Origin of the sequence: Demequina pelophila, from assembly GCF_000971175.1 — a bacterium.
GTDB lineage: Bacteria > Actinomycetota > Actinomycetes > Actinomycetales > Demequinaceae > Demequina > Demequina pelophila.
Map to the genome: position 1 here is coordinate 474,632 of NZ_BBLY01000001.1, position 24,791 is coordinate 499,422.

The 24,791-nt window shown below is 74.2% G+C and carries 24 protein-coding genes; 14 read left to right on the plus strand and 10 right to left on the minus strand.

Going from position 1 to position 24,791, the window contains the following annotated elements; genetic code table 11:
* From AOM03_RS02180 to AOM03_RS02190, 3 genes are read right to left on the minus strand one after another with little or no spacing between them, the layout of a single operon-like run.
* A complete protein-coding gene (locus AOM03_RS02180; protein ID WP_062377838.1) occupies nucleotides 1-855 on the minus strand; it encodes a MaoC family dehydratase in 855 nt (284 codons plus the stop codon).
* On the minus strand, nucleotides 855-2,216 hold the full coding sequence (locus AOM03_RS02185) for a 3-oxoacyl-ACP reductase (protein WP_062377840.1): 1,362 nt from the start codon (nucleotides 2,214-2,216) through the stop codon (nucleotides 855-857). The genes AOM03_RS02180 and AOM03_RS02185 overlap by 1 nt, the downstream gene beginning before the upstream one ends.
* On the minus strand, nucleotides 2,216-3,484 hold the full coding sequence (locus tag AOM03_RS02190) for an acetyl-CoA C-acetyltransferase (RefSeq protein WP_062377842.1): 1,269 nt from the start codon (nucleotides 3,482-3,484) through the stop codon (nucleotides 2,216-2,218). Before AOM03_RS02190 ends, AOM03_RS02185 begins: the two co-directional genes overlap by 1 nt.
* A 77-nt stretch (nucleotides 3,485-3,561) precedes the next feature.
* Here AOM03_RS02190 and AOM03_RS02195 point away from each other — a divergent pair, with 77 nt between their 5' ends.
* Nucleotides 3,562-4,194 (plus strand): TetR/AcrR family transcriptional regulator, encoded by a 633-nt coding sequence (locus AOM03_RS02195; RefSeq protein ID WP_062377844.1) that lies wholly within the window; start codon nucleotides 3,562-3,564, stop codon nucleotides 4,192-4,194.
* A 44-nt stretch (nucleotides 4,195-4,238) separates the two neighbouring features.
* Nucleotides 4,239-6,188: an acyl-CoA dehydrogenase family protein gene (locus tag AOM03_RS02200; RefSeq protein ID WP_082092028.1), complete on the plus strand. Its 1,950-nt coding sequence runs from the start codon at nucleotides 4,239-4,241 to the stop codon at nucleotides 6,186-6,188.
* Nucleotides 6,189-6,469: 281 nt separating this feature from the next.
* Here the strand turns inward: AOM03_RS02200 and AOM03_RS02205 are convergent, their stop codons facing one another.
* On the minus strand, nucleotides 6,470-6,949 hold the full coding sequence (locus AOM03_RS02205) for a glutathione peroxidase (protein WP_062377846.1): 480 nt from the start codon (nucleotides 6,947-6,949) through the stop codon (nucleotides 6,470-6,472).
* Nucleotides 6,950-7,011: 62 nt separating this feature from the next.
* Between AOM03_RS02205 and AOM03_RS02210 the strand changes: the two genes are divergently transcribed.
* Complete coding sequence (locus AOM03_RS02210; RefSeq protein WP_082092029.1) at nucleotides 7,012-8,304, plus strand: DUF2254 domain-containing protein; 1,293 nt, start codon at nucleotides 7,012-7,014, stop codon at nucleotides 8,302-8,304.
* Nucleotides 8,301-9,200 (plus strand): NUDIX domain-containing protein, encoded by a 900-nt coding sequence (locus AOM03_RS02215; protein WP_062377850.1) that lies wholly within the window; start codon nucleotides 8,301-8,303, stop codon nucleotides 9,198-9,200. Before AOM03_RS02210 ends, AOM03_RS02215 begins: the two co-directional genes overlap by 4 nt.
* Nucleotides 9,201-9,240: 40 nt before the next feature.
* Here the strand turns inward: AOM03_RS02215 and AOM03_RS02220 are convergent, their stop codons facing one another.
* Entirely contained in the window at nucleotides 9,241-10,623 is a 1,383-nt protein-coding gene (locus tag AOM03_RS02220; RefSeq protein WP_062377852.1) for a DUF2252 domain-containing protein, read from the minus strand.
* Between the two features lie 93 nt (nucleotides 10,624-10,716).
* Nucleotides 10,717-11,337: an alpha/beta hydrolase gene (locus tag AOM03_RS02225; RefSeq protein WP_062377854.1), complete on the minus strand. Its 621-nt coding sequence runs from the start codon at nucleotides 11,335-11,337 to the stop codon at nucleotides 10,717-10,719.
* Between the two features lie 71 nt (nucleotides 11,338-11,408).
* On the opposite strand from AOM03_RS02225, the gene AOM03_RS02230 reads away from it, so the two are divergent.
* The gene (locus tag AOM03_RS02230; RefSeq protein WP_062377856.1) at nucleotides 11,409-11,615 is read left to right on the plus strand and encodes a hypothetical protein; all 207 of its coding nucleotides are present in this window, start codon (nucleotides 11,409-11,411) and stop codon (nucleotides 11,613-11,615) included.
* Between the two features lie 31 nt (nucleotides 11,616-11,646).
* Here AOM03_RS02230 and AOM03_RS02235 read toward each other — a convergent pair whose 3' ends face one another.
* Complete coding sequence (locus AOM03_RS02235) at nucleotides 11,647-12,723, minus strand: excalibur calcium-binding domain-containing protein (protein ID WP_062377858.1); 1,077 nt, start codon at nucleotides 12,721-12,723, stop codon at nucleotides 11,647-11,649.
* Nucleotides 12,724-12,852: 129 nt separating this feature from the next.
* Between AOM03_RS02235 and AOM03_RS02240 the strand changes: the two genes are divergently transcribed.
* The 3 genes from AOM03_RS02240 to AOM03_RS02250 all read left to right on the plus strand — a co-directional run bounded on the left by AOM03_RS02240 (nucleotide 12,853) and on the right by AOM03_RS02250 (nucleotide 14,800).
* Nucleotides 12,853-13,701 (plus strand): Cof-type HAD-IIB family hydrolase, encoded by an 849-nt coding sequence (locus tag AOM03_RS02240; protein WP_062377860.1) that lies wholly within the window; start codon nucleotides 12,853-12,855, stop codon nucleotides 13,699-13,701.
* 107 nt (nucleotides 13,702-13,808) lie between these two features.
* Complete coding sequence (locus tag AOM03_RS02245) at nucleotides 13,809-14,261, plus strand: hypothetical protein (protein WP_062377862.1); 453 nt, start codon at nucleotides 13,809-13,811, stop codon at nucleotides 14,259-14,261.
* Nucleotides 14,262-14,371: 110 nt separating this feature from the next.
* The gene (locus AOM03_RS02250) at nucleotides 14,372-14,800 is read left to right on the plus strand and encodes an OsmC family peroxiredoxin (RefSeq protein WP_062377864.1); all 429 of its coding nucleotides are present in this window, start codon (nucleotides 14,372-14,374) and stop codon (nucleotides 14,798-14,800) included.
* Between the two features lie 9 nt (nucleotides 14,801-14,809).
* Here the strand turns inward: AOM03_RS02250 and AOM03_RS02255 are convergent, their stop codons facing one another.
* On the minus strand, nucleotides 14,810-16,291 hold the full coding sequence (locus AOM03_RS02255) for an amidohydrolase (protein ID WP_062377866.1): 1,482 nt from the start codon (nucleotides 16,289-16,291) through the stop codon (nucleotides 14,810-14,812).
* Nucleotides 16,292-16,332: 41 nt separating this feature from the next.
* Here AOM03_RS02255 and AOM03_RS02260 point away from each other — a divergent pair, with 41 nt between their 5' ends.
* On the plus strand, nucleotides 16,333-17,136 hold the full coding sequence (locus tag AOM03_RS02260; RefSeq protein WP_062377868.1) for an EI24 domain-containing protein: 804 nt from the start codon (nucleotides 16,333-16,335) through the stop codon (nucleotides 17,134-17,136).
* 58 nt (nucleotides 17,137-17,194) lie between these two features.
* Here AOM03_RS02260 and AOM03_RS02265 read toward each other — a convergent pair whose 3' ends face one another.
* Nucleotides 17,195-18,079 (minus strand): LysR family transcriptional regulator, encoded by an 885-nt coding sequence (locus AOM03_RS02265; RefSeq protein WP_062377870.1) that lies wholly within the window; start codon nucleotides 18,077-18,079, stop codon nucleotides 17,195-17,197.
* Between the two features lie 100 nt (nucleotides 18,080-18,179).
* On the opposite strand from AOM03_RS02265, the gene AOM03_RS02270 reads away from it, so the two are divergent.
* On the plus strand, nucleotides 18,180-21,590 hold the full coding sequence (locus AOM03_RS02270; RefSeq protein WP_062377872.1) for a proline dehydrogenase family protein: 3,411 nt from the start codon (nucleotides 18,180-18,182) through the stop codon (nucleotides 21,588-21,590).
* 13 nt (nucleotides 21,591-21,603) lie between these two features.
* Here the strand turns inward: AOM03_RS02270 and AOM03_RS02275 are convergent, their stop codons facing one another.
* A complete protein-coding gene (locus tag AOM03_RS02275; RefSeq protein WP_062377874.1) occupies nucleotides 21,604-22,692 on the minus strand; it encodes an NAD(P)-binding domain-containing protein in 1,089 nt (362 codons plus the stop codon).
* Nucleotides 22,693-22,775: 83 nt separating this feature from the next.
* Between AOM03_RS02275 and AOM03_RS12605 the strand changes: the two genes are divergently transcribed.
* The 4 genes from AOM03_RS12605 to ftsR are packed head-to-tail and all read left to right on the plus strand — an operon-like array spanning nucleotide 22,776 to nucleotide 24,749.
* A complete protein-coding gene (locus AOM03_RS12605) occupies nucleotides 22,776-22,925 on the plus strand; it encodes a hypothetical protein (RefSeq protein ID WP_156157578.1) in 150 nt (49 codons plus the stop codon).
* A gap of 20 nt (nucleotides 22,926-22,945) precedes the next feature.
* Nucleotides 22,946-23,596 (plus strand): CDP-alcohol phosphatidyltransferase family protein, encoded by a 651-nt coding sequence (locus AOM03_RS02280; RefSeq protein WP_062377876.1) that lies wholly within the window; start codon nucleotides 22,946-22,948, stop codon nucleotides 23,594-23,596.
* Nucleotides 23,593-24,015 (plus strand): FHA domain-containing protein, encoded by a 423-nt coding sequence (locus AOM03_RS02285; protein WP_062377878.1) that lies wholly within the window; start codon nucleotides 23,593-23,595, stop codon nucleotides 24,013-24,015. Before AOM03_RS02280 ends, AOM03_RS02285 begins: the two co-directional genes overlap by 4 nt.
* Nucleotides 24,016-24,020: 5 nt before the next feature.
* Nucleotides 24,021-24,749 (plus strand): transcriptional regulator FtsR, encoded by a 729-nt coding sequence (gene ftsR / locus AOM03_RS02290; protein WP_062377880.1) that lies wholly within the window; start codon nucleotides 24,021-24,023, stop codon nucleotides 24,747-24,749.
* Nucleotides 24,750-24,791: the final 42 nt, after the last annotated feature.

The following is a 24,791-nucleotide window of genomic DNA, read 5'->3' on the forward strand; positions in this document are numbered from 1 at the left end:
TCACCGGCCCACGGCCTCCACGGTCATGAGCATGTGAGGCTTGGAGCCGTCGCGGTTGGTGACGGCGGTGCTGAATCCGCGCTCGGTGGGCGCGGCCGCGAACCCGACCGTGCCCGGGAGCAGGACGGGCTTCGCGAAGCCGACGGTCGCCGTGTAGGCGTCCGGCAGCCGGCCCTCCAGCGCCGCGAGGGCCCGGGCGTGGGTCCACATCCCGTGGATGATGGGCCGCTGGAACCCGAACGCCTTCGCGGCGAGCCTGTTCGTGTGGATGAGGTTGGGATCGCCCGACACGTCGCGGTAGCGCCGGCCCAGGTCGGACGGCAGGCGCCACAGGGCCTGGGGCTGGCCCGGCTCGAACGGCAGCCGCTCGACGGGCTGCGGCTCGCCCGCGACCTTCGCGGAGCTCGACAGGTACGTGCTGACCCCGTCCCACACGGGCTCGTCGCCCACCCTGACCTGGCCCACCAGGTCGATGAGCGCGCCCTTCGCGTGGGCGCGGGGGTTGCCCACGCCCACCTCGAGCGTGAGCGTCTCGTCGAACCGCACGGGCCGGTGCAGGGTCATCGCGTTGCTCACGTGCACCGCGCCCATGAGCCTGATCGACGACGCCTTGTCGCCCAGCAGATGGATGTGGAGCGGGAAGGTGAGGACGTGCAGCCACGTGGGGGCGACGTGATCGCGCAGCGTGAAGCCGCACACCCGGTTGTAGGCGGCGAGCCGCACCGGATCCTGGTCCACGCGCGAGATCACGATCGAGTGCTCGGGCAGGCGGACCGCCGCACCCCGCGTGGGCACCATGGCGCGCGCGAACGCGGCGCCCAGCGGGGGAATCTCGGACAGGACGACCTGCGCCATCACTGCCCCATGAGGTTCTGACCGCACACGCGGATGACCTGCCCCGTGACGCCGGCGGCGCGGGGGTCGAGGAAGTACCCGATGGTCTCCGCGACGTCGACCGGCTTTCCGCCCTGGTCGAGGCTGTTGGTGCGGCGCATCACCTCGCGCTTGACGAACGGGATCAGCTGCGTCATCTCCGTCTCGATGAAGCCGGGGGCGACCGCGTTGATGGTGATGCCGCGCGCCGCGAGGTCCGGGGCCATGGCCCGGACCAGGCCGATCACGCCGGCCTTGGAGGCCGCGTAGTTGGTCTGTCCCGCGTTGCCCCCGAAGCCCACCATCGAGGACACGCCCACGATGCGTCCCCCGTCGACCAGGCCGCCCTGGGTGGCCGGGTCGAGCAGGACCTTGTTGATGCGCAGCTGCGCCGCGAGGTTGATGTCGAGCACCTGGGCCCACTTCTTCTGGTCCAGGTTGGCGAGCATCTTGTCGCGGGTGACGCCGGCGTTGTGGACGATGCCGTGCAGGCTCCCGCCCCGGCCCGCCACGAGCGCCGCGATCCTCTCGCCCGCATCGGGCGCCGTGATGTCGAGCTGCAGCGCGACGCCGCCGATGTCGTTGGCGACGTTCGCGAGCGCCTCGCCCGCGGGCGGGATGTCGATCGCGATGATCTCCGCGCCGTCGCGCGCGAGGGTGCGGGCGATCGCCTCGCCGATGCCCCGGGCCGCGCCCGTGACGGCGATGGTGAGCCCCGCGAGCGGGCGCTCGGCGGGCCCTCCCACCGTGTCGGCCTCCTCGAGGCCGGCCGCGCGCACGGTCCACGCCTGGCCATCCACGAAGGCCGAGCGGCCCTCGAGCAGGAACGCGAGCGTGGGCAGCAGGTCCACCGCCGTGACGTCGGGGTCGACGTAGACGAGGTTGGAGGTGGCGCCCTTGCGCAGCTCCTTGGCCACGGTGCGGTTGATGCCGTCGAGGGCCTGCGTGAGCGCGAGCCGCTCCCAGTCGCCCTCGGGGGACGAGCCGACGATGATGACGCGGCCCGAGCCCTCGATCGCCCGCATCGCGGGGCGCAGCACCTGGCGGAGTTCCTCGAGCTGGGTGAGATCGGTCAGTCCCGTGGCGTCGAGCACGACGGCGCCGATGCGGTCGCCGTAGCCCGGCGCCTTGTCGCCGCCCGTGTCGAGCACCGGCGACTCCGAGGTGCGGCCCAGCAGTTCGAGCGCCTCGGCCACGAGCGTGGATCCGGCCGGGGCCGCAAGCACCACCGGGCCGCGCGGGTAGTCGCGCCCCCGACGCAGCCGCGGCGGCTCGGACAGGCCGGCCTTGGCCGCGACCTTCTTGCCGACGGGGGAGTAGTACGCCTTCTCGATCACCTTCATCACACAGCCTCCAGAATCGCGACGACACCTTGACCGCCCGCGGCGCAGACGGAGATCAGACCCTTGGACCCCGGTCCCCTGGCCGCGAGCATCTTGGCGAGGGAGGGGACGATGCGCGCGCCGGTCGCCGCGAAGGGGTGACCGGTGGCGAGCGACGAGCCGTTGACGTTGAGACGGGACGTGTCGAGCGTCCCGATGGGGCCGTCGAGGCCCAGCGACCGGCAGTAGTCTGCGTCCTCCCAGGCCTTGAGCGTGGCGACCACCGTGGCGGCGAAGGCCTCGTGGATTTCCACCAGGGCGAAGTCGTCGACGGTGAGCCCCTGGCGGGCGAGCAGGCGGCCGGTCGCGCCCACGGGCGCCATCAGCAGGTCCGAGCCCCCGGGGTGGTCCACGGCGGCGACCTCGGCGTCGACCACGCGGGCGAGGACGGGCAGGTGGTTCTCCTCGGCGTACTCGGCCGACGCGAGCAGGACGGCCGCGGCGCCGTCCGACAGCGCCGTCGAGTTGCCCGCCGTCATGGTGCCCTCGGGCCCGCCGAACGCCGGCTTGAGCTTCGCGAGCTTCTCCATCGACGAGTCGGGCCGCATGATGCCGTCGCGGGCGAGGCTCAGGTACGGCGTGACCAGGTCGTCGAAGAAGCCCTCGTCCCAGGCCCGGGCGAGGTTGCGGTGCGACGCGACCGCGATCTCATCCTGCTGCTCGCGCGTGACACCCCAGCGCTTGGTGGTGATCGCCTGGTGCTCGCCCATCGTCAGCCCGGTCCGAGGCTCGGAGACGCGGGGCGGCACGGGGGCCAGGTGCGAGGGGCGGATCTTCGCGAGGATGCCGATGCGGTCCTTCGCGGTGCGCGCGCCGCTCGCCGCGTGGAGGATGCGGCGCAGGGAGTCGGAGACCGCGATGGGGGCGTCCGACGTGGAGTCGACGCCGGCCGCGATGCCCACCCGGGCCTGGCCGAGCGCGATCTTGTTCGCGATGTACATGGTGGTCTCGAGGCCGGTGGCGCAGGCCTGCTGGAGATCCACCGCGGGGGTCTCGGGCGCGAGCGCGGAGCTCAGCACCACCTCGCGCGTGAGGTTGAAGTCGTTGGCGTGCTTGAGGACCGCACCTCCCGCGACCTCGTCGAGGCGGGTGCCGGCGAGGCCGTAGCGGGCGACGAGCCCGTCGATCGCGGCGGTCAGCAGGTCATGATTCGAAGCCTCGGCGTAGTGCGTGCCTCCCTTGGTGAAGGGCACGCGGTTGCCGCCGACGACCACGACGTCGTGGTTCATTGTTCCTCCGGGGACGTTGAGGGGACTAGCCGATACCGAACGTAGCAGATACCCCGAGTATCGGGTAGTGTCCGGATATGGCCACTTCCGACGGTCGCGACACGCGCTGGGAGCAGCACCGGCAGGACCGCCGGCGCGAGCTCGTGTCGCACGCGCTGCGGGCCATCCGGAGCCAGGGCGCCGGGGTGGGCATGGAGGAGATCGCCGTCCGGGCGGGCACCTCGAAGACCGTGATCTACCGGCACTTCGGGGACCGCGCCGGCCTCTACGCGGCCGTCGTCGAGTCGGTGCACGACTACATCCACGCGCGCATCTCGGAGCGGCTCCTGCTCGCCGACGCCGCGGACCTGGGCAAGCTGGTCGCGGACCTCGCCGACGCCTACCTGGGCCTCGTCGAACGCGACCCCGAGATCTACCGGTTCGTCCTCGCCCGCCCGGCCACCGCATCGTCCCCCGAGACGGACGCCACCGTGTCCCTGGTGGACATGATCGGCAACCACGTCACCGCCGCGATCGCCGGCCACCTGGCCGCTCGCGGGCTCGACGACACGGTCGCGACCACGTGGGGGCACGGGCTCACGGGCTTCATCCGCGCGGCCGCGGACCACTGGATGGCGTCGCCCGAGCGGCCGCCGCGCGCGCAGGTGGTCCAGCACATCTCCAGTGTCTTCACCCCGGGATTCGCGGGAGCGATGACCGGCGACACGTAGTACCGCAGTAACCACCCGGCAGTCCCCAACCCGAAGGAGCAACGATGACGTTGACCGACCACGGTGCCTCCCCGCTCGCCGAGGAGCGCCTCACGACCCTGGGCAGCCGCCTGCGCACCGCGCTGGACGGCCGCTTCGCCGCGGAGCGAGCCGTCGCCCGCGCCACCTTCCCGTCCGAGAACCTCCACCGCGACCCCGAGATGGGCATGCATGAGGCCCGCGAGTGGACGCTCGAGCGCCTGGTGGAGGTGGCCGGGGCCGGCTTCGGGTCCTCGGGAGTGCCCGAGCGCGCCGGGGCCCCCGCCGACCCGCTGGCCGCGGTGGTGACCTTCGAGATGCTCGCGCACGGCGACCTGTCGACCACGATCAAGTCGGGCGTGCAGTTCGGGCTCTTCGGCGGCGCGATCACCAACCTGGGCAACGACTGGCATCACGACACGTTCCTCCCCGGGGTGTGCGACATGTCCCTGCTGGGCGCGTTCGCGATGACGGAGATGGGCCACGGCTCCGACGTCATGAACGTCGAGACGACCATCACCTACGTCCCCGAGACCGACGAGTACGAGGTCGACTCGCCCACGCCGGGCTCGAAGAAGGCGTACCTGGGCAATGCGGCCAAGCACGGGACCATGGCGGCGGTGTTCGGCCAGCTCATCGTCGACGGCGAGCGTCACGGCGTCCACACCATCCTGGTCCCCATCCGCGACGGCGAGGGCAACGACCTGCCCGGCGTCACCACCGGGGATCACGGTCACAAGGGCGGCCTGCTGGGCATCGACAACGGCACCATCGTGTTCGACCACGTGCGCGTGCCCCGCACCTGGCTGCTCGACCGCTTCGGCGGCGTGGGCGAGGACGGCACGTACCGCTCGCCCATCAAGAACCAGAACGCGCGCTTCTTCACCATGCTGGGCACGCTGGTGCGCGGCCGCGTGTGCGTGGGTGGTGCGGGCGCCATCGCCGCACGCCGGGCGCTCTCGATCGCGACCCGGTACGCGCTGCAGCGGCGCCAGTTCCCGGCCGCGGGCCGGCCCGACGGCGTGCTGCTGCTCGACTACTCGGTGCACCAGAAGCGGCTGCTGCCGCGCATCGCGCGCTCCTACGCCCTGGGCTTCGCGCAGGACGAGCTGGTCGCGGACCTGGTGCGCATCCAGGGTGGCGGCGAGTACACCGACCGCGAGCAGCGCGACCTCGAGACCCTCGCGGCCGGGCTCAAGTCGATGCAGACGTGGTTCGCCAACGACACGCTGCAGGCGGCGCGCGAGGCGTGCGGCGGTGCCGGCTACATGTCCGAGAACCGGATCACGGAGATGCGTCGCGACGTCGACATCTTCGCGACCTTCGAGGGCGACAACACGGTGCTCATGCAGCTGGTGGCGAAGGCCCTGCTCACCGACCTCAAGCAGTCGTGGAGCGCGCTGGACCGCGGCGGCCTGGTGCAGGCGAGCGCCCGTGTGGCGGGGGAGACCGTCATGGAGCGCACGGCCGCCGGGCCGCTGCTCGACCGGCTCGCCAACGCGGTGCGGGGCCGCGCCGAGGAGACCACCCTGGTCGACCGCGGCTGGCACGCGCTCATGTTCGAGGAGCGCGCCCACCACTCGCTCGAGTCGCTCGGCCGTCGCATGCGGGCCGCGGGCAAGGGCCGGGGCGACCAGTTCGAGGCGTTCAACCGCCTGGGCGGGCACGTCCAGTTCGTGGCGCGGGCGCACATGGAGCGGGTCATCCTCTCCGCGTTCATCGCCGCGATCGACGCCTGCGAGGACAAGGAGACGCGCGGCGTGCTCGAGCGCCTGTGCAGCCTCTACGCCCTCCAGTCGATCCACGAGGACCGCGCCTGGTACCTCGAGCACAACCGCATCTCCGCCGGCCGCTCGAAGGCGATCGGCGCGCAGATCGACTCGCTGTGCCGCGAGCTCCGTCCCCACGCGCTGCCGCTGGTCGAGGGGCTCGGCGTTCCTGAGTCCTGGCTGGGCACGGTGATGCTGGAGGACTGATTCCCGACTGCACCGCGCATCGGCCCCGGGTCAAGCCCGGTCCGCGACGCTCCCGCCCGGGTCCCACCCCGGTCCGGGACAGTGTGGACCGCTGATCCGGGTCCGATGCGCGCCACGGGACAGTGAGGACCGTGCGCTCGTCGCGCGAGCGGTCCGGAGTGTCCCGCAACGCGCAGCGGGTCGCGAAGAGCGGTTCTCAGCGTCCCGAACGACCAGGGGGCTACATCCCGAACGAACAGTGGATGGCGCGCGCGCCGCTGGACGATCGACGCCAGAAGTGGCTACGCGAGCGCGGCCCGGATGTCCTCGGCGATCGCGGAGGGCGCCGTCGTCGGCGCGTAGCGCTTGAGGACGCGGCCGTCGCGACCCACCAGGAATTTGGTGAAGTTCCACTTGATCGCGCTCGAGCCGAGCCCCTTCTTGGAGGTGCGCAGCCACCGGAACAGGGGGTGCGCGTCGGGCCCGTTGACGTCGACCCGCGCGAACATGGGGAACTCCACGCCGTAGTTGGCGGAGCAGAACTCGCCGATCTGCTCCTCGTCGCGGCGCTCCTGGTTCGCGAACTGCGCGCAAGGGAAGCCCAGCACCACCAGGCCCTGCGCGGCGAACTCGTCGTGGAGCTCCTGGAGTCCCTTGAACTGCGGGGTGAGGCCGCAGGCGGTGGCGGTGTTGACCACGAGCACCACGGATCCCAGGTGCTCGGAAAGGTCGCGCTCGGTGCCGTCGAGCGCGGTCGCGGTGAAGTCTGCCAGCGTCGTCATGCGCCCAGTGTCCCACCCGCACGGGCCGCGGCAGGGCATGATCGGGGCATGGGGACGGACCGATGAGCGCGTGGCGGATGGCGGCGGCCCGCATCGTCGAGCGGATCTGGTTCCGCGCGGGACTGTTCACGGTGGCGGCGATGGCGATCGCGCTGGCCGTCGGGATCGCGGAACCGGTGCTGCCGCAGATCGACGTCGACCTGGGCCAGGAGGCCGTCGCCACCATCCTGCAGATCCTCGCGACGTCGATGCTGGCCGTCACCACCTTCTCCCTGACCGCCATGATCCAGGCGTACATCTCCGCGGCGCAGGTGGCCACGCCCCGCGCGACGCAGCTGCTGGTCGCCGACCGCACCTCGCAGAACGCGCTGTCGACCTTCCTGGGCGCGTTCGTGTTCGCGATCGTCGGGCTCGGGGCCCTGTCGACCGAGTACTACGGCCACGCGGGCCGGACCATCCTGTACGGCTGCGCGCTGGTGGTCATCGCGATCGTGGTCATCACGCTGCTGCGCTGGATCCAGCACCTCACCACGTTCGGCCGGATGGCGGACGTGATCGACCGCGTCGAGCGCGCCGCGACGGACGCGGCCCGGGAGGCCGCCCGCCACCCGCACCTGGGCGGCGAGGCGCCGGTGGATCCGCCCGCGCACTGCACGCCCGTGACCTGCACCCGCTCCGGGTTCGTGACGGCGGTCCACGTGGAGGATCTGGCCCGGCTCGCGGGGGAGCACGACGTCCTCATCCACGTGATCACGCTGCCAGGCGGCCCCGCCGACGCCGCCGCGCCCCTCGCCCTCATCGAGGGCCGCGCCTCCACCGAGGTGGAGGACGCCGTGCGCGACGCCTTCCTGGTGGAGGCCCACCGCACGTACGAGCAGGACCCGCGGCTCGGATTCGTCGCGCTGGCGGAGATCGCCTCCCGCGCGCTCTCGCCCGCGGTCAACGACCCGGGCACCGCGATCGACACGCTCGGGTCGCTCCAGCGGGCCATGACGGTGCTGCTCACGACGGAACCCGACCCCGAGGTCCGCCACCGGGGCGTGCACGTGCCCCGCGTCGACGTCGCCGACGTGGTCGAGGACGCCTTCCGCCCCGTCGCGCGCGACGGGGCCGCGATGGTCGAGGTGGGGTTGAGGATCCAGCGGGTGATCGCCGGTCTCCTGGCCGTGGCCGATGCACCATCTGCCTCCGCGCTGCGCCGCGCCTCGCGCGCCGCTGTCGAGCGGGCGGCCGACGCCCTGTCCGAGGCCGACGCCGCTCTGGTGGCCCGGGCCGCCGAGGAGGCGCGTGCCCACGGGCCGGCCGAGGCGCGCCGCGGGGACCGCGGCGAGGCGGACGCAGGGGGCGACGCATGAACGGACTTCCGCCCGACTGGCGCGGCGGCCGGCCCCGCAACGAGGCCGACGCGTGGGTCGAGGGCCCCGGCGGGGAGCGCTACTGGGGACGCTACGGCGCCGCGGGCCTGCTCGCCCATCACGACGGCGACGACGGGGGGCGGATCCTCCTCCAGCACCGGGCCACGTGGAGCCATCACGGCGGCACCTGGGGCGTGCCGGGCGGCGCGCGCCACCGGGACGAGTCGGCCACGCAGGCGGCCCTGCGCGAGTCCGACGAGGAGGCCGGAGTGCCCGCGACGGCCGTGCACCCCTTCGCCTCCGTCGTGGTCGACCGCGAGGTGTGGAGTTACACCACGGTGCTGGCCCGGGTCTCGCGGCCCTTCGAACCCGTGCTCGCCGACGCCGAGAGCGAGGAGCTCGCCTGGGTGCCCGTCGACCGCGTCGACGACCTCCCTCTCCACCCCGGATTCGGCGCGGCCTGGCCCCGGCTGCGCCCCATGCTCGCGCGCCGTCCCCGCCTCGTGGTCGACGCCGCGAACGTCGTGGGCGCCGTGCCCGACGGGTGGTGGCGGGACCGGTCCGGTGCGGCCGCCCGCCTGGCCGCCCGTCTAGGTGCCCTGGTGACGGCGGGCGTGCCCGCATCGGCGCTGGGGCTCGAAGGCGACCTGTGGCACCCGGAGGTGACGCTCGTGCTCGAGGGCCGCGCGCGCGGGGCGGCGGTCGCGCCGCCGGTGACCGTCCTCGAGGCGCCCGGAGCCGGGGACGATGCGCTCGCCGCCGAGGCCTCGCGCCGAGCCGACGAGGGGGAGACCGTGGTGCTGGTCACCTCGGACCGCGGCTTGCGCGAACGCGTGCCTCACGTGAGGGCCGAGGGCGCGCGGTGGCTGCTCGACCTGCTGGAGCGAGTGAACTGACTACCGACCGGCGAGCGTGGCGGCCGCCCACCCGTCACTCCTACTCCTGCGCCAGCTCCACGCGGCCGGCCGCGATCGCGTCCTCGTGGGCGGCATGGTCGCGCTCGTTGAGGTCCGCGTAGCGCTCGGCGTAGTCGGCGAACACCGCGTCGGCGTTGTCGTCGTCGCCCAGGTAGCCGAAGATCGCGGCGCCGTCGCCGGTGCGGGCGTGGGCCAGCGCCAGGGTGGCGCCGCAGGCCCCCGCGTACCGCTTCAGTCGCTTCGGGCCCATCTGGTCGACGTCGACGGAGCCCTTGCCGTCCCACATCTGACGGAAGTAGAAGTCCGTGGTGCCGTCGCCGTCCTCGGCGTAGGACCAGCCCAGCAGGATGTCTCCCGTGGACTGCATGAGGCGCTGTCCCCGCACCACGCGTTCACCGGCGCGCGGGTACCGGCTCGGCCCGGCGTACGGTTCGAGAACGGACCGGGTGGCCTCCTTGAACTGCAGGAAGAGCGGGGCACCCTGGTCGGACTCGAGCAGCAGGATCAGGCACCGTGTTCCCACGCTGCCGACGCCGACCACCTTGTGGGCGATGTCGACGTAGCGGTACTGGTCGAGCACCGCCGCCCGGTGCGGAGGCAGGGAGCGGCGATAGCGCTCGAAGAAGGTCCGTGCCCGGTCCGCACCCTCGTCGTCGATCGAGTGCCCCAGCGGGACGATGAGCGGGGGCCGGGCGACGATGCGCCTCCTGCCGTCCACGACCTCGGTCAGCTTCCCGAGCGCGCGCACGCTGTCCTTGCGCGTCGCCTTGTCGATGGCTCGGCGCGAGCGCTTGCGCAGCTCCTCCTGCTCGGCGGCGAGCTTCGCCACGTCGACGCGGTAGTAGTGGACGTCGAGGGGACTCATGGACAGGGTCGCCGCGAGGACCTCACGGTAGCCGCGGGTCACCGCGCGGGTCGCGGCGCGGTTCTGCTTCGCCGACAGCTCGTTGTTGCGGCCGGCGATGGTGACGCTCGCGGCCAGGCGCTTCAGGTCCCACTCGAACGGACCCGGAGCGGTCTCGTCGAAGTCGTTGACGTCGAAGACCAGCCGCCGGTCGGCCCCGTTGAAGATGCCGAAGTTCGACAGGTGGGCGTCGCCGCACAGCTGGACGCCGATGTCGGTGCGTGGTCCTCGGGAGAGGTCGGACGCCATGACGGCCGCCGCCCCGCGGTAGAAGGTGAAGGGCGTGGCACGCATGCGGGCGTGCCGGATGGGCACCAGCCGAGGGATGCGGGAGACATCCTGTGCCGCCAGCAGGTCCACGGCCTCGGGACGGCCGGCCTCGTCCGGGAGCTCCGCGTGCGACTCCAGGGGGACCGCGTCGCGGTGCGCTCGGCCCACATCCACGCGCGTGCGCACGGCGGGCGTCACATCCGGCGCCGGAGACCGGTTCTTCGCCATGCGATTCAGGCTAGCGCGCGGCCCTGACGGCGGCTCGGCGAGAGCGTGAGGCGCGGGACCGCCCGGATCCGCCCCTGCGAGGGGAGCGCCGCCCTAGATGTGCGCGCGCAGGAACGCCTTGACGTCGTCCATCTCCTCCTGCGCGACGGAGTGCGCGAGGCCCGGGTAAAGGCGGGCCGTGACCGTCGTGTGGCCGTCGACGAACTCCTGGGTGCGCGCGATCGCGTCGGGCCAGATCACGGGATCCGCGTCGCCGCGCCCCCAGAAGACGGCCGGCCGCGAGGTCGCGAGCTCGGCGTCGGCCGGCTGCGGGTCCCGGCCGACGAAGCCGGCGAGGACCACCGGCGCGAGCACCCGTGCCGGCCGGGTGCGCAGCAGCTGCAGGGCCATGAGGCCGCCCTGCGAGAACCCCACCGGGATGACCGGCGCCTCGTCCGGCACGTGGGCGTCGATCCAGTCCCACAGCGCGTCGGTCGCGGTGGTGATGGCGTGCTCGTCCATCGCTCCCGACGGGTCGAGCGGGAACCACGCGGCGGCGCCGTAGCCCATCTCGAGCGGCGCGCGCACGGACGCCCAGGGCAGGTGGGCGGGCAGCCACGCCGCGAGCGACGGCAGGTCCCGCTCGTTCGAGCCGAAGCCGTGCAGGAGCACGACGCGCGGGGTGGCCGCGGGGGAGGATGTCCAGGAGGGCGAGAGCACGGCGGTGAGGGTCACGCCCTCAGTATCCCGCACGGGACCATCGGCCCAGGTGCATGGCATGATGGCGGCGTCGGAAGGGGAGCGACGTGTCCAAGGAGCTGATCGACCAGGGCCGCGCGATCGAGCGCGAGCGCATCGTCGCCTATCTGGCGCACCACGAGGCCCGTGCCCGCGCCGCGGCCGCAGAGGCGACCACCGAGGAGTCGCGGACCTACCAGGCCACCATCGCCAACGCGATGAAGGCGATGGGCGAGGCCGTGGGCGGCGAGTTCCACTGGCGCGCGAGCCTCTGAGGCTCGCCCCGCCGACGGGCCGCCCGGCGCGCTACTCGCAGCCGATGCCGTCGCCGTCGCGATCGAGCGCCTTGCGGTACCCGGGCTCGCCGCGGTGGATCGGGGCCGCGCCGGCCTCCCGCACCGCGGTGCAGTTGGCGTAGTACACGTCCTCCGCGGGGGCGGTGGCCTGGCTGGTCTCCTCGGGCTCGGCCTCCACGGGGGCCGATGCGGCGGTCTCCGAGGGTGCGGGCCCGCCGGTGTTCTCGGCGATCACCGGGTGGGTGCCCTCGTCGGGCAGGGGCTCGCCCGGGCAGGTGTCGAGGACGCGGAGCACGGCGTCGAGCTCGGCCTGGGTGACCCACACCTCGTACTTGGTCTTCACGGCGACCTGCCGCGCGACGTACTGGCAGCGGAAGTCCTTGTTCGGGGGCAGCCAGGTGGCCGCGTCGCCATCGCCCTTGGAGCGGTTCTGCCCGGCGTCGACGGGCTCGAGGTTGAGCGGGTCGTTCGCGAAGGCGACGCGCTGGGCGTACTCCCACTGGAAGGCGCCCTTCTGCCAGGCATCGGACAGGGCGACCAGGTGGTCGATGTCCACCTCGGAGGCGCCGCCGCGCTCGAACGCGATCCACTCGCCCGTGAAGGGGTCGAGCAGGTCGCCGGACATGACCTTGCACGTGCCCTCGGCGACGACGTTCTCGAGACGGAGCGCGAGCATGTCGTTGCGGGTGTCGCAGCCGTTGCGGTCGGTGTCCACCCATCCCGAGCCGAACTCCTCGCGGGCGTAACCGGTCTTGGGGGCGCGGCCCTTCACCGTGAGCGCCTCGGCGGCCGCGCGCGCCGTGCCCGCGGCGGCCGGGCTCGGCTCCGGCTCAGGGGAGGCGGGGGACGAGGCCTCGGGCGCGGCCTCCTCGGTGGCAGCGGCCTCGACGAGGTCCGCGTCCGCGTCCGAGTCGAGCTCGGGCTCCGCGGCGGCGGTGGGGCTCACGGAGGGCGACGCGGCCGGCACGTCGCCGGGCTGCTGCGTCTGGGCGACGTCGTCGGCGCGCTCGGTGCACCCCGCGACCAGCGTCGCTCCCAGCACGGCGGCGACCAGGGTGTGCAGCGTGCGCGCGCGCAGAAGTTCCATCACGGTCGGGCTCCCTCAGCTCTCGGTGAGTCACCCATGGTGCCAGCGGGCCGGCCAGAAACCGGGGCAGCGCGCCGGGACTACCCTGAGAGCGCATCGTCCCGCGCCCCCATCCCGCCAGGAGGCACCATGACCCACGCCCACGACGCCTTCCACGTCCCGGAGGGTCCGCACGACATCCGGCTGGTCGTGTGCGACATGGACGGCACGCTGCTGGACGCGGCCAAGACCGTCCCGGACGCGATCTGGCCGCTGATCGACGGCATGGAGCGGCGCGGGATCATGTTCGCGCCCGCGAGCGGCCGGCAGTACGCGACGCTCGCGCGCCAGTTCGCGCGGTTGGGCGACGGGCTCGTCGTCATCGCGGAGAACGGCGCCTACGTGCGCCGGGGCGGCGACGAGGTGTCGTCGTCCCCCATCCCTCTCGAGGCCATGCGGGGGATCGTCCGAACCGTGCGGGGGCACGCGGCCGGGCACGACGTGGGCGCGGTGGTCTGCGGCAAGCGCTCGGCCTACGTGGAGCGCGCGGACGAGCCGTTCATGGGCAAGGTGCGCCCCTACTATGCGGCGCTCGAGGTGGTCGACGACCTGCTCGCGGTCGAGGATGACATCCTCAAGGTGGCCATCTACGACTTCGGCGACGTCGCGCACGACACGGCGCCGGCGCTGGCGGACTTCGACGGTCCGCTGCGCGTGGTCGTCTCCGACCGCCACTGGGTCGACATCATGGCCCGGGGTGTGAACAAGGGGGTCGCCGTGCGCGCGCTGCAGGCATCCCTCGGAGTGACGCCCGCGCAGACGGTGGTGTTCGGCGACTACCTCAACGACCTCGAGATGATGGACGCCGGCCACCTGTCCTTCGCCATGGCCAACGCGCATCCGCAGGTGGCGGAGCGCGCGCAGTACCGGGCGCCGTCGAACGAGGACGCCGGGGTCATCAGCACGCTGAGGCGACTGCTCGAGCACCCGCAGGGCTGAGGAAGGGCCCGCGGGGTCCGGTCCCGGTCCCGGTCCCGGTGCCGCGGGTCGCGGGCAGGGCGTGCCGGCCGCACCCCGCGGCATACCCCCATGGGTATACTCTCCGCATGTTCCTCACCTCGCTGCGCACCTGGCCCGCGCGCCGATGGCTCGTCGCCGCGGGCTCCGCGATCGCGACCTACCTGGTCATCGCGATCCCGACGGCGCTGATCCCCACCCCGATCTTCGGCCGCGAGATCCCGCCCACCTCGTGGTCCCACGCGGCCCTCGCCGCCTCCGCGGTGCTGGCGGGGCTGCTCGCGGCCACCTACGTCGCGCCGCCGGACCTGCCCCGCCCCGAGCGGGAGAGCCGGTGGGGGATGGCGGGCGCCTTCGTCACATTCTTCGCGGTGGGCTGCCCGGTCTGCAACAAGCTCGTCCTGCTCGCGCTCGGGTACACCGGCGCGATCCAGTTCTTCGAGCCCATCCAGCCGTACCTCGCGGTCGGCGCGATCGGCCTGCTCGGGTGGGCGCTCGTCGCCCGGGTGCGCCGCGAGGACTCCTGTCCCGTCCGGACCTGATCCCTGCATCGTCCCTGGCGGGGAATGTCTGGCGACCCGCGGGCGTGTCACCCATGGCGGGCGCGCGCCCGCCCGGCGGGTGAGCCCGCCGCGCGACAGGGGAGGCGACCATGGCAGTCACCAGCAGGGCCGATGCGCAGTGGAGCGACGGATTGGCGAGCGGCAGCGGGAGCGTGGCGCTCGCCTCGGGCGCCGGCGAATTCTCCATGACGTGGAAGGCGCGCTCCGAGGGCGTCGACGGCGCGACCACGCCGGAGGAACTGCTCGCCGCCGCGCACTCCTCGTGCTTCTCGATGGCGCTCACGCACGAGCTCGAGGGCAACGGCACCCCGCCGGCCTGGGTCAAGACCTCGGCCCAGGTGTCGTTCGTGCCGGGCACCGGCGTGACCGCGTCCGTGCTGACCGTCGCGGCGAAGGTCCCCGGCATCGCCGACGAGGACTTCCAGCGCATCGCCGCGGCCGCGAAGGACGGCTGCCCGGTGTCGCAGGCGCTCGCCGGCGTGGAGATCACGCTGTCGGGAGCGACGCTGATGGACTAGCGCCGGGGCTCACCGGGCGTCGTGCGTGACCCGGCCGCCCAGCAGCGTGAGGGCGACCGGCATCGCGCGCAGGGTGGCGCGGTCCGCGATCACGGGGTCGGCGTCCAGCGCGATCAGGTCCGCGGGCCCTCCCGGCGCGAGGCGGCTGCGGGCCGAGCACGCCAGCGCCTCGGCGACCGTGAGCGACTGCTCGGGGTGCCAGGGTGCGTCGTCGCCGTCCGCCCGATGCACGGCGGCGGCGATCGCGACCCACGGATCCAGCGGCGCGACCGGCGCATCGGAGCCCAGCGCGACCCGCGCGCCCGCGTCGAGCAGCGATCGCAGCGGGAACGCCCGCCCCGTGCGCCCCGGCCACAGCCGTGCCGCCACCTCGCGGTCGTCGAGGGCGTGGGCCGGCTGGACGCTCGCGGTGACGCCCAGGGCGGCGAAGCGCGGCAGGTCCGCGTCGGCGATCAACTGCGCGTGCTCGATGGTGCCGCGCGCACCGGTGGCTGCGAAGGCGTCCAAGGCGATCCGTACGGCCGCGTCGCCCAGCGCGTGCACCGCGGCGCGGATCCCGGCGGCCCGGGCGCGGGCCAGGAGCGCGGCGAGCTGCTCGGGCGCGACGTTCTGGACCCCGCGACTGCCGTCGTCGTAGGGATCCAGGCAGTGCGCGGTGCGGGAGTTCAGCGACCCGTCCGAGATCACCTTGAGAGGTCCGTGGCGCACCAGGCCTCGCGTGCCGGGCACGTCCGCGCCGGTGGTCGCTCCCGCGGCGATGCGCGCGTCGAGCAGGTCGGGGTAGAAGCCGGCCTCGACGCGGAGCAGGTCCACGCCGTCCGCGACGCGCGCGGACCACGCGGTCGCGTTGTCCGCGAACTCGAGGTCGACGATGCCCACGACCCCGCGCGTGGCCGCGGCGCGGGCGGCCCCGTCGACGCCGCGGATCGGGTCGGGGTCGATGCCGGCCAGGCGGCGTTGGGCCAGGAAGGCGTCGCCCTCCACGAGCAGGCCCGCCCGCGGCAGCCGGAGCGCCGCGGCTGCCGCGGAGTTCACCCAGGCCGAGTGCAGGTCCCCGCTGAGCGCCACCGTGGGAGCCGCGCGGGCGGCGTCGAGGGCGGCGAGCGTGGGCGGCGACGGCCATCCGGCCCAGCGGAAGCCCGCGGCGATCAGCGGGCCGTCCTCGGGCGCGACGGCCAGCGCGGCGCACACGTCCGCGGCGGAGGCGGCGCCGGACACGTCGAGCTGCCCGCGCGAGCGCGCCCACTGCGCGACGTGCACGTGGGCGTCCCACAGCCCCGGCCGCAGCCAGCGGCCGTCGAGCGCGACGATCCGCGGGCTCGCGCCCCGCGCGGCGCCGGCGGTGCCGGTGGTGCCGGCGATGGCGTCGACGGTGCCCCGTCGGTCCGCGCCGGCGGGCCGGATCGCGAGGATCCTGCCCCCTCCGAGCGCGACATCCGCGACGGAGCCGTCGGGAAGTCGCGCATCGGTCAGCAGCACGCGCGCGTCCACGGTCCCCCCTCCGCCGACGGCCAGGCTATTAGTCTCGCGGCATGAACGACGACAGCGGCCGCGGCCCGGGGCGCCCCGGCCCGAGCGGGCCGAGCGGGCCGCGCGCGGCGCTGGCGGGCGCGGGGCTCGCGTGGCGGGGGCTCCGGGTGTGGTCGCGCTCGCCGCGGATCATGGCGATCGGCGTGCTGCCCGCGCTGGCGACCCTGGCGCTGCTGGCGGCGGCGCTGGTCGCGATCGTGTCCGAGGCGGGGCACGTGGGCGACTGGGCCGCCGACCGCCTCGTGGGGGACGGGGACCTGCACGGAGTGCTGGGCGCGCTCGTCGCGATCGCGCTGGTGGGCGGCGCGGCCCTGATCGCGGTGACCACGTTCACCACGCTCGCCCTCGCGCTGGGCCAGCCCGCGTACGAGGCGATCTCGCGGCGCGTGGACGACGACGCCGGCGGGGTCGATCCGGCACCCGAGGAGCCGTGGTGGCGCGCGCTCGCGCGCGGCCTGGGCGAGGGTGTCGTCACGCTCGCGGTGTCGCTCGTCGTGTCCGCGCTGCTGTTCGCCATCGGCCTGATCCCGGTCGCCGGCACCGTCACCGCCGCCGCGACGGGGGCGATCGTGGGCGGCCGGCTGCTCGCGCTCGAGCTCACGGCGTACCCCATGGCCCGCCGCGGGATCGTGGCGCGCCGGGACCGCATCGCCGCGCTGCGGCCGCACCGCGTCCTGGTGGGCGGCTTCGGCGCGGCGGCGTTCCTCGCCTTCCTGGTGCCGCTCGGCGCCGTGGTGGCCATGCCCGCGGCCGTCGCCGGAGCGACGCTCCTGGTCCGCAGGGTGCTGGGAGAGGATCCGGCGTGACGGGGGACGATGCGGGGCTTGGGGGCGGTGCGGCGGTCCCGCCCGGGGACGGGCGGGGCTAGCGGCCGCTCGCGGTGCGCTCGAGCGCGTCCCGCACCGCGGCCACCGCGGGATCCAGGCGGCTCGACTCGCGGGTGGCGGTGAAGACGGTGCGGTGCGGGTCTCCGGGGAGCGGCAGCGTGCTCAGGTCCGGTCCGGCCAGGTCCGCCATGAGGCTGGGCAGGAACCCGACCGCGAGGCCCCCTCGAATCATCGCGACGTGCGCCTGCAGGTCGGGAGTCTCGAAGCGCACGTCCGGCTCGAAGCCCGCGGTGCGGCAGGCCTGCTCCGCGAAGTGGCGCGACGCCGTGCCGGCGGGCTCCATGATCCACTGCGCCTGGGACAGCGCGGGCAGCGACGATGCGGCGGCCCCCGGCGCGACCGCGAGGAGCAGGCGGTCCCTCAGCAGCGGACGCCGCACGATGCCCGGATGGTGGGGCGCCGAGTGGTGCGGGTACTCCTCGGCCACCACGAGGTCGGAGTCGCGGGCCCAGGCGTCCGCGAGCGCGGCGGCGGGCTCGCTCTGGACGGCGAGCACCCGCAGCCGGGGGTGGGCGGTGCGCAGCTCGTCCAGCGCCGCGGGCAGCAGCGTGAGCAGGGCGGACTGGAACACCGCCACCCGGACCGTGCCGGAGGGCTTGCCTCCCGCGCTCGTGAGCTCGTCCTGGGCGAGCTCCATGGTCGCCAGCAGGTCGTGGGCGCGCGCGACCAGCCGCTGACCCGCCGGGGTGAGCACCAGTCCCCGCCCGGACCGTGCGGTGAGGGGCACCCCGGCCTCTCGCTCGAGCGCCGCCAGCTGCTGCGAGACCGCCGAGGGGGAGTACCCGAGCGCCTGGGCGGTCGCGGCGACGGTGCCGCGCATGCCGAACTCGCGGAGGGTGGCCAGCCGGGTGAGGTCGAGCATGGATCAATGTTTAGCAGTGCTTCATGAAAATCGACAGTAATCCGCGCTGGTGCTGGATGGATGGCGTGTCGACACTGTAGACCTGACCGAGAGGACGCGCATGACGATCACCGCACCGCAGCACACCGCCGACGCGACCGTGGCGATGGTTCGCCGCTGGCTCGACGAGGCGGCCGGGACTCCCACGGACGGGCGCGCGGCCATGCTCGCGCGGCTGCTCGAGGCGCCCCAGGGGCTGAGCTTCCTCACGGGCTTCGTCGACGCGGTGGTGAGGCCCGAGGACGCCCGGGAGGCGGCGCGCGGGCTGCGGCGCACGGTGGAGTCGGATCACGCCTTCCTGCCCGCATACCAGCGGGCGGCCCTGCGCGTGGGCGCGCTCGCCTCGGTCCCGCTGCCCGGCCTCGTCGTGGGCGTGTGCCGCGCGACGGTGCGTCAGATGGTGGGCCACCTGATCGTCGACGCCTCCGAGCGGCGCCTGGGCGGCGCGCTAAAGCGCCTGCGTTCCGGGGGAGACCGCCTCAACCTCAACCTCCTCGGCGAGGCCGTGCTGGGCGCCCAGGAGGCGGACCGACGCCTGGCGCGCACGCTCGCGCTCATCGAGCGCCCGGACGTCGACTACGTCTCCCTCAAGGTCTCGGCGGCGGTCGCGCCGCACTCCGCGTGGTCGGTCGAGGAGACCGCGGCCGCCATCGCGGACCGCCTCGCGCCGCTGTACGACGCGGCCGGGCGCACCGGCACGTTCGTCAACCTCGACATGGAGGAGTACCGCGACCTCGAGCTCACCCTCGACGTCTTCGAGAACGTCCTGAGCCGTCCCGAGCACCTCGGGCTCACCGCCGGCATCGTCCTCCAGGCGTACCTGCCCGACGCGCTGGGCGCCCTGCATCGTCTCCAGGCGTGGTCCGCCGCCCGCGTCGCGACCGGCGGCGCGCCCATCAAGGTGCGCCTGGTCAAGGGCGCGAACCTGTCGATGGAGCGCGTCGACGCGGAGCTGCACGGCTGGCCGCTGGCCACCTGGGGCTCGAAGGAGGAGTCCGACGCCCACTACAAGCGCCTGGTCGACGCCGCCCTCACCCCGGAGAGCACCGCATCGGTCCGGGTGGGGGTCGCCGGCCACAACCTGTTCGACATCGCGCACGCCCTCCTCACCGCGCAGGAGCGCGGCTGCGCCGAGCACGTCGACGTGGAGATGCTCCTGGGCATGGCCGCGCCGCTCGCGCGGGCGGTCGCCGAGGACGCGGGCCCCATCCGCCTGTACACACCCGTGGTCCACCCCCAGGAGTTCGACGTCGCGCTGGCCTACCTGGTGCGCCGCCTCGAGGAGGTCGCGAACCCCGCGAACATCGTCGCGTCGCTGCACCGGCTCGGGTCCGACCCCGACGCCTTCGCACGCGAGGAGGCCCGCTTCCGGCGGTCCCTCGCCCAGACGGGGAACGATGCGCGGTCCGGGGTGGGCGCGGCCTTCCCGGTCCCCGCGCGGCACCGGGGCGAGCCGCTGCCCGCGGCCGTGGACTTCCGCAACCAGCCCGACTCCGACCCCGCCGTCGTGGAGCAGCGGCGGGCCGGACGGGCCGCGCTGGCCCGATCCCGCGCATCGTCCCTCGGGGTGGCCGCGCTCACCGAGCACTGGGTCGAGACCGAGGACGGGGTACGGGCCGAGGTGGCCGCCGCGAAGGCCGGCGCCGCCGGGTGGCAGGCGCGCGGACCCGAGGGGCGGGCGCGAGTGCTGGAGCAGGTCGCCGACCGGCTCGAGGCCCGCCGCGGCGACCTGCTCGAGGTGATGGCCGCGGAGGCGGGCAAGACGCTCGACCAGGCCGACCCCGAGGTCTCCGAGGCCGTCGACTTCGCCCGCTACTACGCGGCCCGCGCCCGCGAACTGGCGACCTACCAGGGAGCCCGCCAGGTCCCGCGCGACGTCACGCTCGTCACTCCGCCGTGGAACTTCCCCGTCGCGATCCCGGCGGGATCCGCGATGGCGGCGCTCGCCGCCGGCTCGGCGGTGGTGTTCAAGCCCGCCGAGCAGTCGCCCCGCTGCGGCTCGCTCGTCGCGGAGATCCTGTGGGAGGCGGGCGTGCCACGCGACGCGCTGCGCCTGGTCCACCTGGACCCCGAGGCCACGGGCGCGGCCCTCGTGTCGCACCCGGACGTCGAGCAGATCGTGCTCACCGGCGGCTACGAGACGGCGTCGCTGTTCCACCGCATCCGGCCGGGCGTGCGCCTGCTCGCGGAGACGTCGGGCAAGAACGCGCTCATCGTCACCCCGAGCGCCGACCTCGACCTCGCGGCCCGCGACCTCGCGCAGTCCGCCTTCGGCCACGCGGGCCAGAAGTGCTCCGCGGCGTCGCTCGCCATCCTCGTGGGCCCCGTCGCCCGCTCGCGCCGCTTCCTCACGCAACTCGAGGACGCCGTGCGCTCGATGCGCGTGGGACCGGCGAGCGACCCGCGCACCCAGGTGGGCCCCATCATCGAGCCCGCCCGGGGCAAGCTCGAGCGCGCCCTCACCACCCTCGAGGACGGCGAGGAGTGGCTGGTCGAGCCGGCGCTGCTCGACGGCGACCGGCTGTGGTCGCCCGGCGTCCGCCGCGGGGTGCGACCGGGATCGTGGTTCCACCTCACCGAGTGCTTCGGGCCCGTGCTGGGCCTCATGGAGGCCGCGACGCTCGACGAGGCGATCGCGCTCGCCAACGCCGTCGACTACGGCCTCACCGCCGGCATCCACGCGCTCGACGCCGACGAGATCGCCCGGTGGACCGACACCATCGAGGCCGGCAACCTCTACGTCAACCGCGGCATCACCGGCGCGATCGTGCAGCGCCAGCCGTTCGGCGGCTGGAAGCGCTCGGTCGTGGGTCCCGCCGCCAAGGCCGGCGGCCCCGCCGCGCTGCTCGCGCTCACCGGCTGGGAGCGGGCGGACGATGCGGGGGAGACCGGGGCTCCCGGGTCCGGCGGGGCGTGGGGCCGGGCCCTCGACCCTCGCGTCGAGGCGCTCGTCGCCGGCGCCGCACCCTGGGTGCGGACCGCGGCGGAGCGCGACGCGGCGTGCTGGGAGGAGCGCTTCGCGCCGCGCGACCGCAGCAGCATGGCCGCCGAGCGCGACGTGCTCCGCCACGTGCCGGCGCCCACCGAGATCCGCTGGGACGGCCACGACGCCGACGCGCTGCTCCGCGCGGCCGCGGCGCGGGTGCGCGCCGGGGGAGTCGGGGGCGTGTCGTGCGGGCAGGAGCCGCCGGCGGTGGTCCGCGAGGCGCTGGACGCCGCCGGGCTGGTGGTCACGGTCGAGACCGTGGACGCCATGACCGCGCGGCTGCGGGGCACGCTGGGCGCCCGCGTGCGCGCGGTCGGGGAGGCGGTGGCGCAGTCGGTCGACCTCGCGGTCTACGACCAGCCCGTCACGGGTGCGGCCGAGGTCGAGCTGCCCCCGTTCCTCCACGAGCAGGCGGTGGCCGTCACGGCGCACCGGTACGGCACCCCGTGGGCCGTGGCCGATGCGGTGGTGGAGGGACTCGGCTGAGAAGGGCGCCGGGTCAGCCGAGCAGCTCGAGCACCTGACGCGCGGTCGACCGCGCGGCCCGGTTGGCGGAGATGGTGCTCGCCTGGGGGCCGTAGCCGGCCAGGAACAGGCCGGGCTGGGCCGCGACGCGGCCGTCGACCACCTCGACGCCGCCCGCCTCGCCCACGACGTCCAGCGGGGCGAGGTGGCGCAGCTCGGGCCGGAAGCCGGTGGCCCAGATCACCGCGTCGATCTCGAGCTGGTCGCCGTCCGCGGTGACCAGCCCGTGGTCGGTCATCTCCGTGAACATGGGCAGGCGCTCGAGCAGCCCCCGCTCCCGCAGCGACCTCACGAGCGGCGACGACGGCAGTCCCGTCACGGACACGATCGACGGCAGGGGCCGACCGGCACGGGCGGCCTCGTCCTGGATCGAGACGGCGACGCGGCCCCGGTCGGGGGACAGGTCGACCTCCTCGTCGTGGAAGACCGGGCGGCGCCGCGTGAACCAGAGCGTCGATGCCGCGACGTCTCCGACCTCGTCGAGGAAGGTCAGCGCCGAGGTGCCGCCGCCCACGACGGCGACGCGCAGGCCCGCGAACGCCTCGGCGCCCGGGTAGTCCGGCGTGGCGTACTGCCGGCCCCGATAGCGGTCGCGGCCGTCGACGAACGGGATCCGCGGGCTGGTCCACGTCCCCGTGGCGGAGACCACCACGCGGGCCTCGAGCCGCGGCACCGGGCCGCCGGGTGCGCACTCGAGCACGTACCGGTCGCCCTCGCGCGTCACGGAGGTCACCCGCGCCGGTCGCACCACCGCGAGCCGGTGCGTGTCCTCGTAGGCCCGGAAGTACGCGGGCACCACGTCGTTCGCGGGGCGGTCCGCGGGCGCATCGTCGAAGCTCAGCCCCGTGTCGCGCATCCCCGGCAGGTCGTGGATCCGGTGCGCGCCGCCCAGGGTGAGCGTGCTCCAACGGTGGCGCCAGGCGCCGCCGGCGTCGGCCTCGGCGTCGAGCACCACGAGCCTCTCCCCGGTCGTCACGCCGCGTCGGGCGAGATGGTGGGCGACGGCCAGACCGGCCTGCCCCGCCCCGATGACGACGACGTCGACGGAGGGCGGCACGGGCATGGGCCAACTCTAGGGCGCGATCCCGGCGTGGCCGGGTAGCACCGCGCCGGGCATCGGCCTAGGCTGGTCGCAGGAGGTGCGTCATGGCAGACGAGACCGTGCGGGACACCCGCCACTACAAGTTCGAGCAGATCCGCGCGCGGGAGCTCGCCCGGGGCGCGAGCGAGGACGAGGCCGCGCGCATCGCGGCCGAGACCGTCGACAAGGTCAAGGACGCCGAACCGAACGACTGACGCACCCTAGACTGGCCCCCGTGACTGCGCAGAGGGACGGCCAGGAGGGCCTCGACGGGCGCCCCGTCGACGCCGTGTGGACGGTGCCTAACGCGATCTCGGCGTTGCGCATCGTCCTCATCGTGGTCTTCGGCGCGCTGCTCGCCGCCCGCCAGGACACCTGGGCGATCATCGCGCTCATGCTGGCCGGCTTCAGCGACTTCCTCGATGGGTGGCTCGCGCGCCGGTGGAACCAGGTCTCGCGCATCGGCCGCCTGCTCGACCCCGCCGCGGACCGGCTCCTCACGGTGGTGGTGGTGCTCGGCCTCGCCGCCCGGGGCATCGTCCCGTGGTGGCTCGTGGCGGTGCTGCTCGTCCGCGACCTGGTCGTGGCGATCGCGCTGGTGCACTCCCACCGCCACCACATCGAGTCGCCCCAGGTCACCTTCACCGGCAAGGCGGCGACGTTCGGACTCTACGTCTCGCTGCCCCTGGCCTACCTCGCCTTCGACCGCTGGGACACGTTCCACACGGTCACGATCATCGGCGCCGCCGTGGCCGCGGTCCTCTACTGGATCTCCGGCATCGGCTATGTGCGCGACATCATCCGCAGATCCCGGCGCGGGGGGTTCGGCGAGAGCCCCGGACGGGCCTACGATGAGGGGCAACAGCATGAACAGGAGGCGTCATGACCTATGACGAGAGCCCCGTCGAGCGCACCATGTCGCTCGACTCGGTGGGCCACGTCGACGAGTCGGTTCCCGTCCGGCTCGGCCCGCAGGATCACGCCGCGGTCGAGGCGCTCGGCCCCGACCACGCGTTGCTGATCGTGCACCACGGCCCCAACCTGGGCGCGCGCTTCCTGCTCGACGTCGACGTGACCACGGTCGGCCGCTCGGTGCGGTCCGACATCTTCCTCGACGACGTCACCGTGAGCCGCGAGCACGCGCAGTTCCTGCGTGCCGGCACGCAGTTCTCCGTCAAGGACCTGGGCTCCCTCAATGGGACCTACGTCAACCGCCAGAGCGTCGCCGAGTCCCCGCTGCACGCGGGCGACGAGGTGCAGATCGGCAAGTACCGGCTCACGTTCTACCCGGGCTCCCAGGCCTAGGCCGCATGGCGCGGGCCGCGCGACGCGAGGACCTGCCCGAGGCCGCGCCCCTCGAGGCGCTCGCCCCGGGCGGGACCTGGCCGCACGCGCTGTCCCACGAGCCCATGCTGCGCGTGAGCGACGTGCTGGCGCTCGTCCAGAGTCAGTTCCCCACGCTCAGCGCCTCCAAGCTGCGCTTCCTCGACGCTCACGGACTGGTGTGCCCGCAGCGCACCGGCTCCGGGTACCGCCAGTACTCGCCGGCCGACGTCGAGCGCGTGCGCTTCGTGCTGCGACAGCAGCGCGACCACTACCGGCCGCTCACCGTCATCAAGGACCAGCTCGCCGCGCTCGACGAGGGCCGCCTGCACGAGCCGGTGACGCTCACGGAGATCGCGGACGCGCCCGACGACTACGTGGGAGCCGCCGCGCTCGCCGAGCGTGGGGGAGTTTCGGAGGAGGTGCTCGCCGCGCTCGTCGAGGCGGGCATCATCGCTCCGACGGTGCCCGGCGGCTTCGAGCCGGGCACGGTGGACATCGTGGTCGCGGCCTCTGCGTACCTGGCGGCCGGCGGCGACGTGCGCGCGCTGCGCACCCTCACGCTGTCCGCCCGACGGGAGGCGGATCGCGCCACGCAGGCCGCCGCGCCCCTGCGCCGCAAGGCCGGGGGAGAGGCGGAGGCCCACGCCCACGACTTCGCCGAGGCCGCCATCGCCGTGTTCTCCGCCACAGTGCGCCGCGGAGTGGGAGGATAGTTCCCGCGCGTGTCGTTGCCCGACGCGCCGCCGCACCGCTAA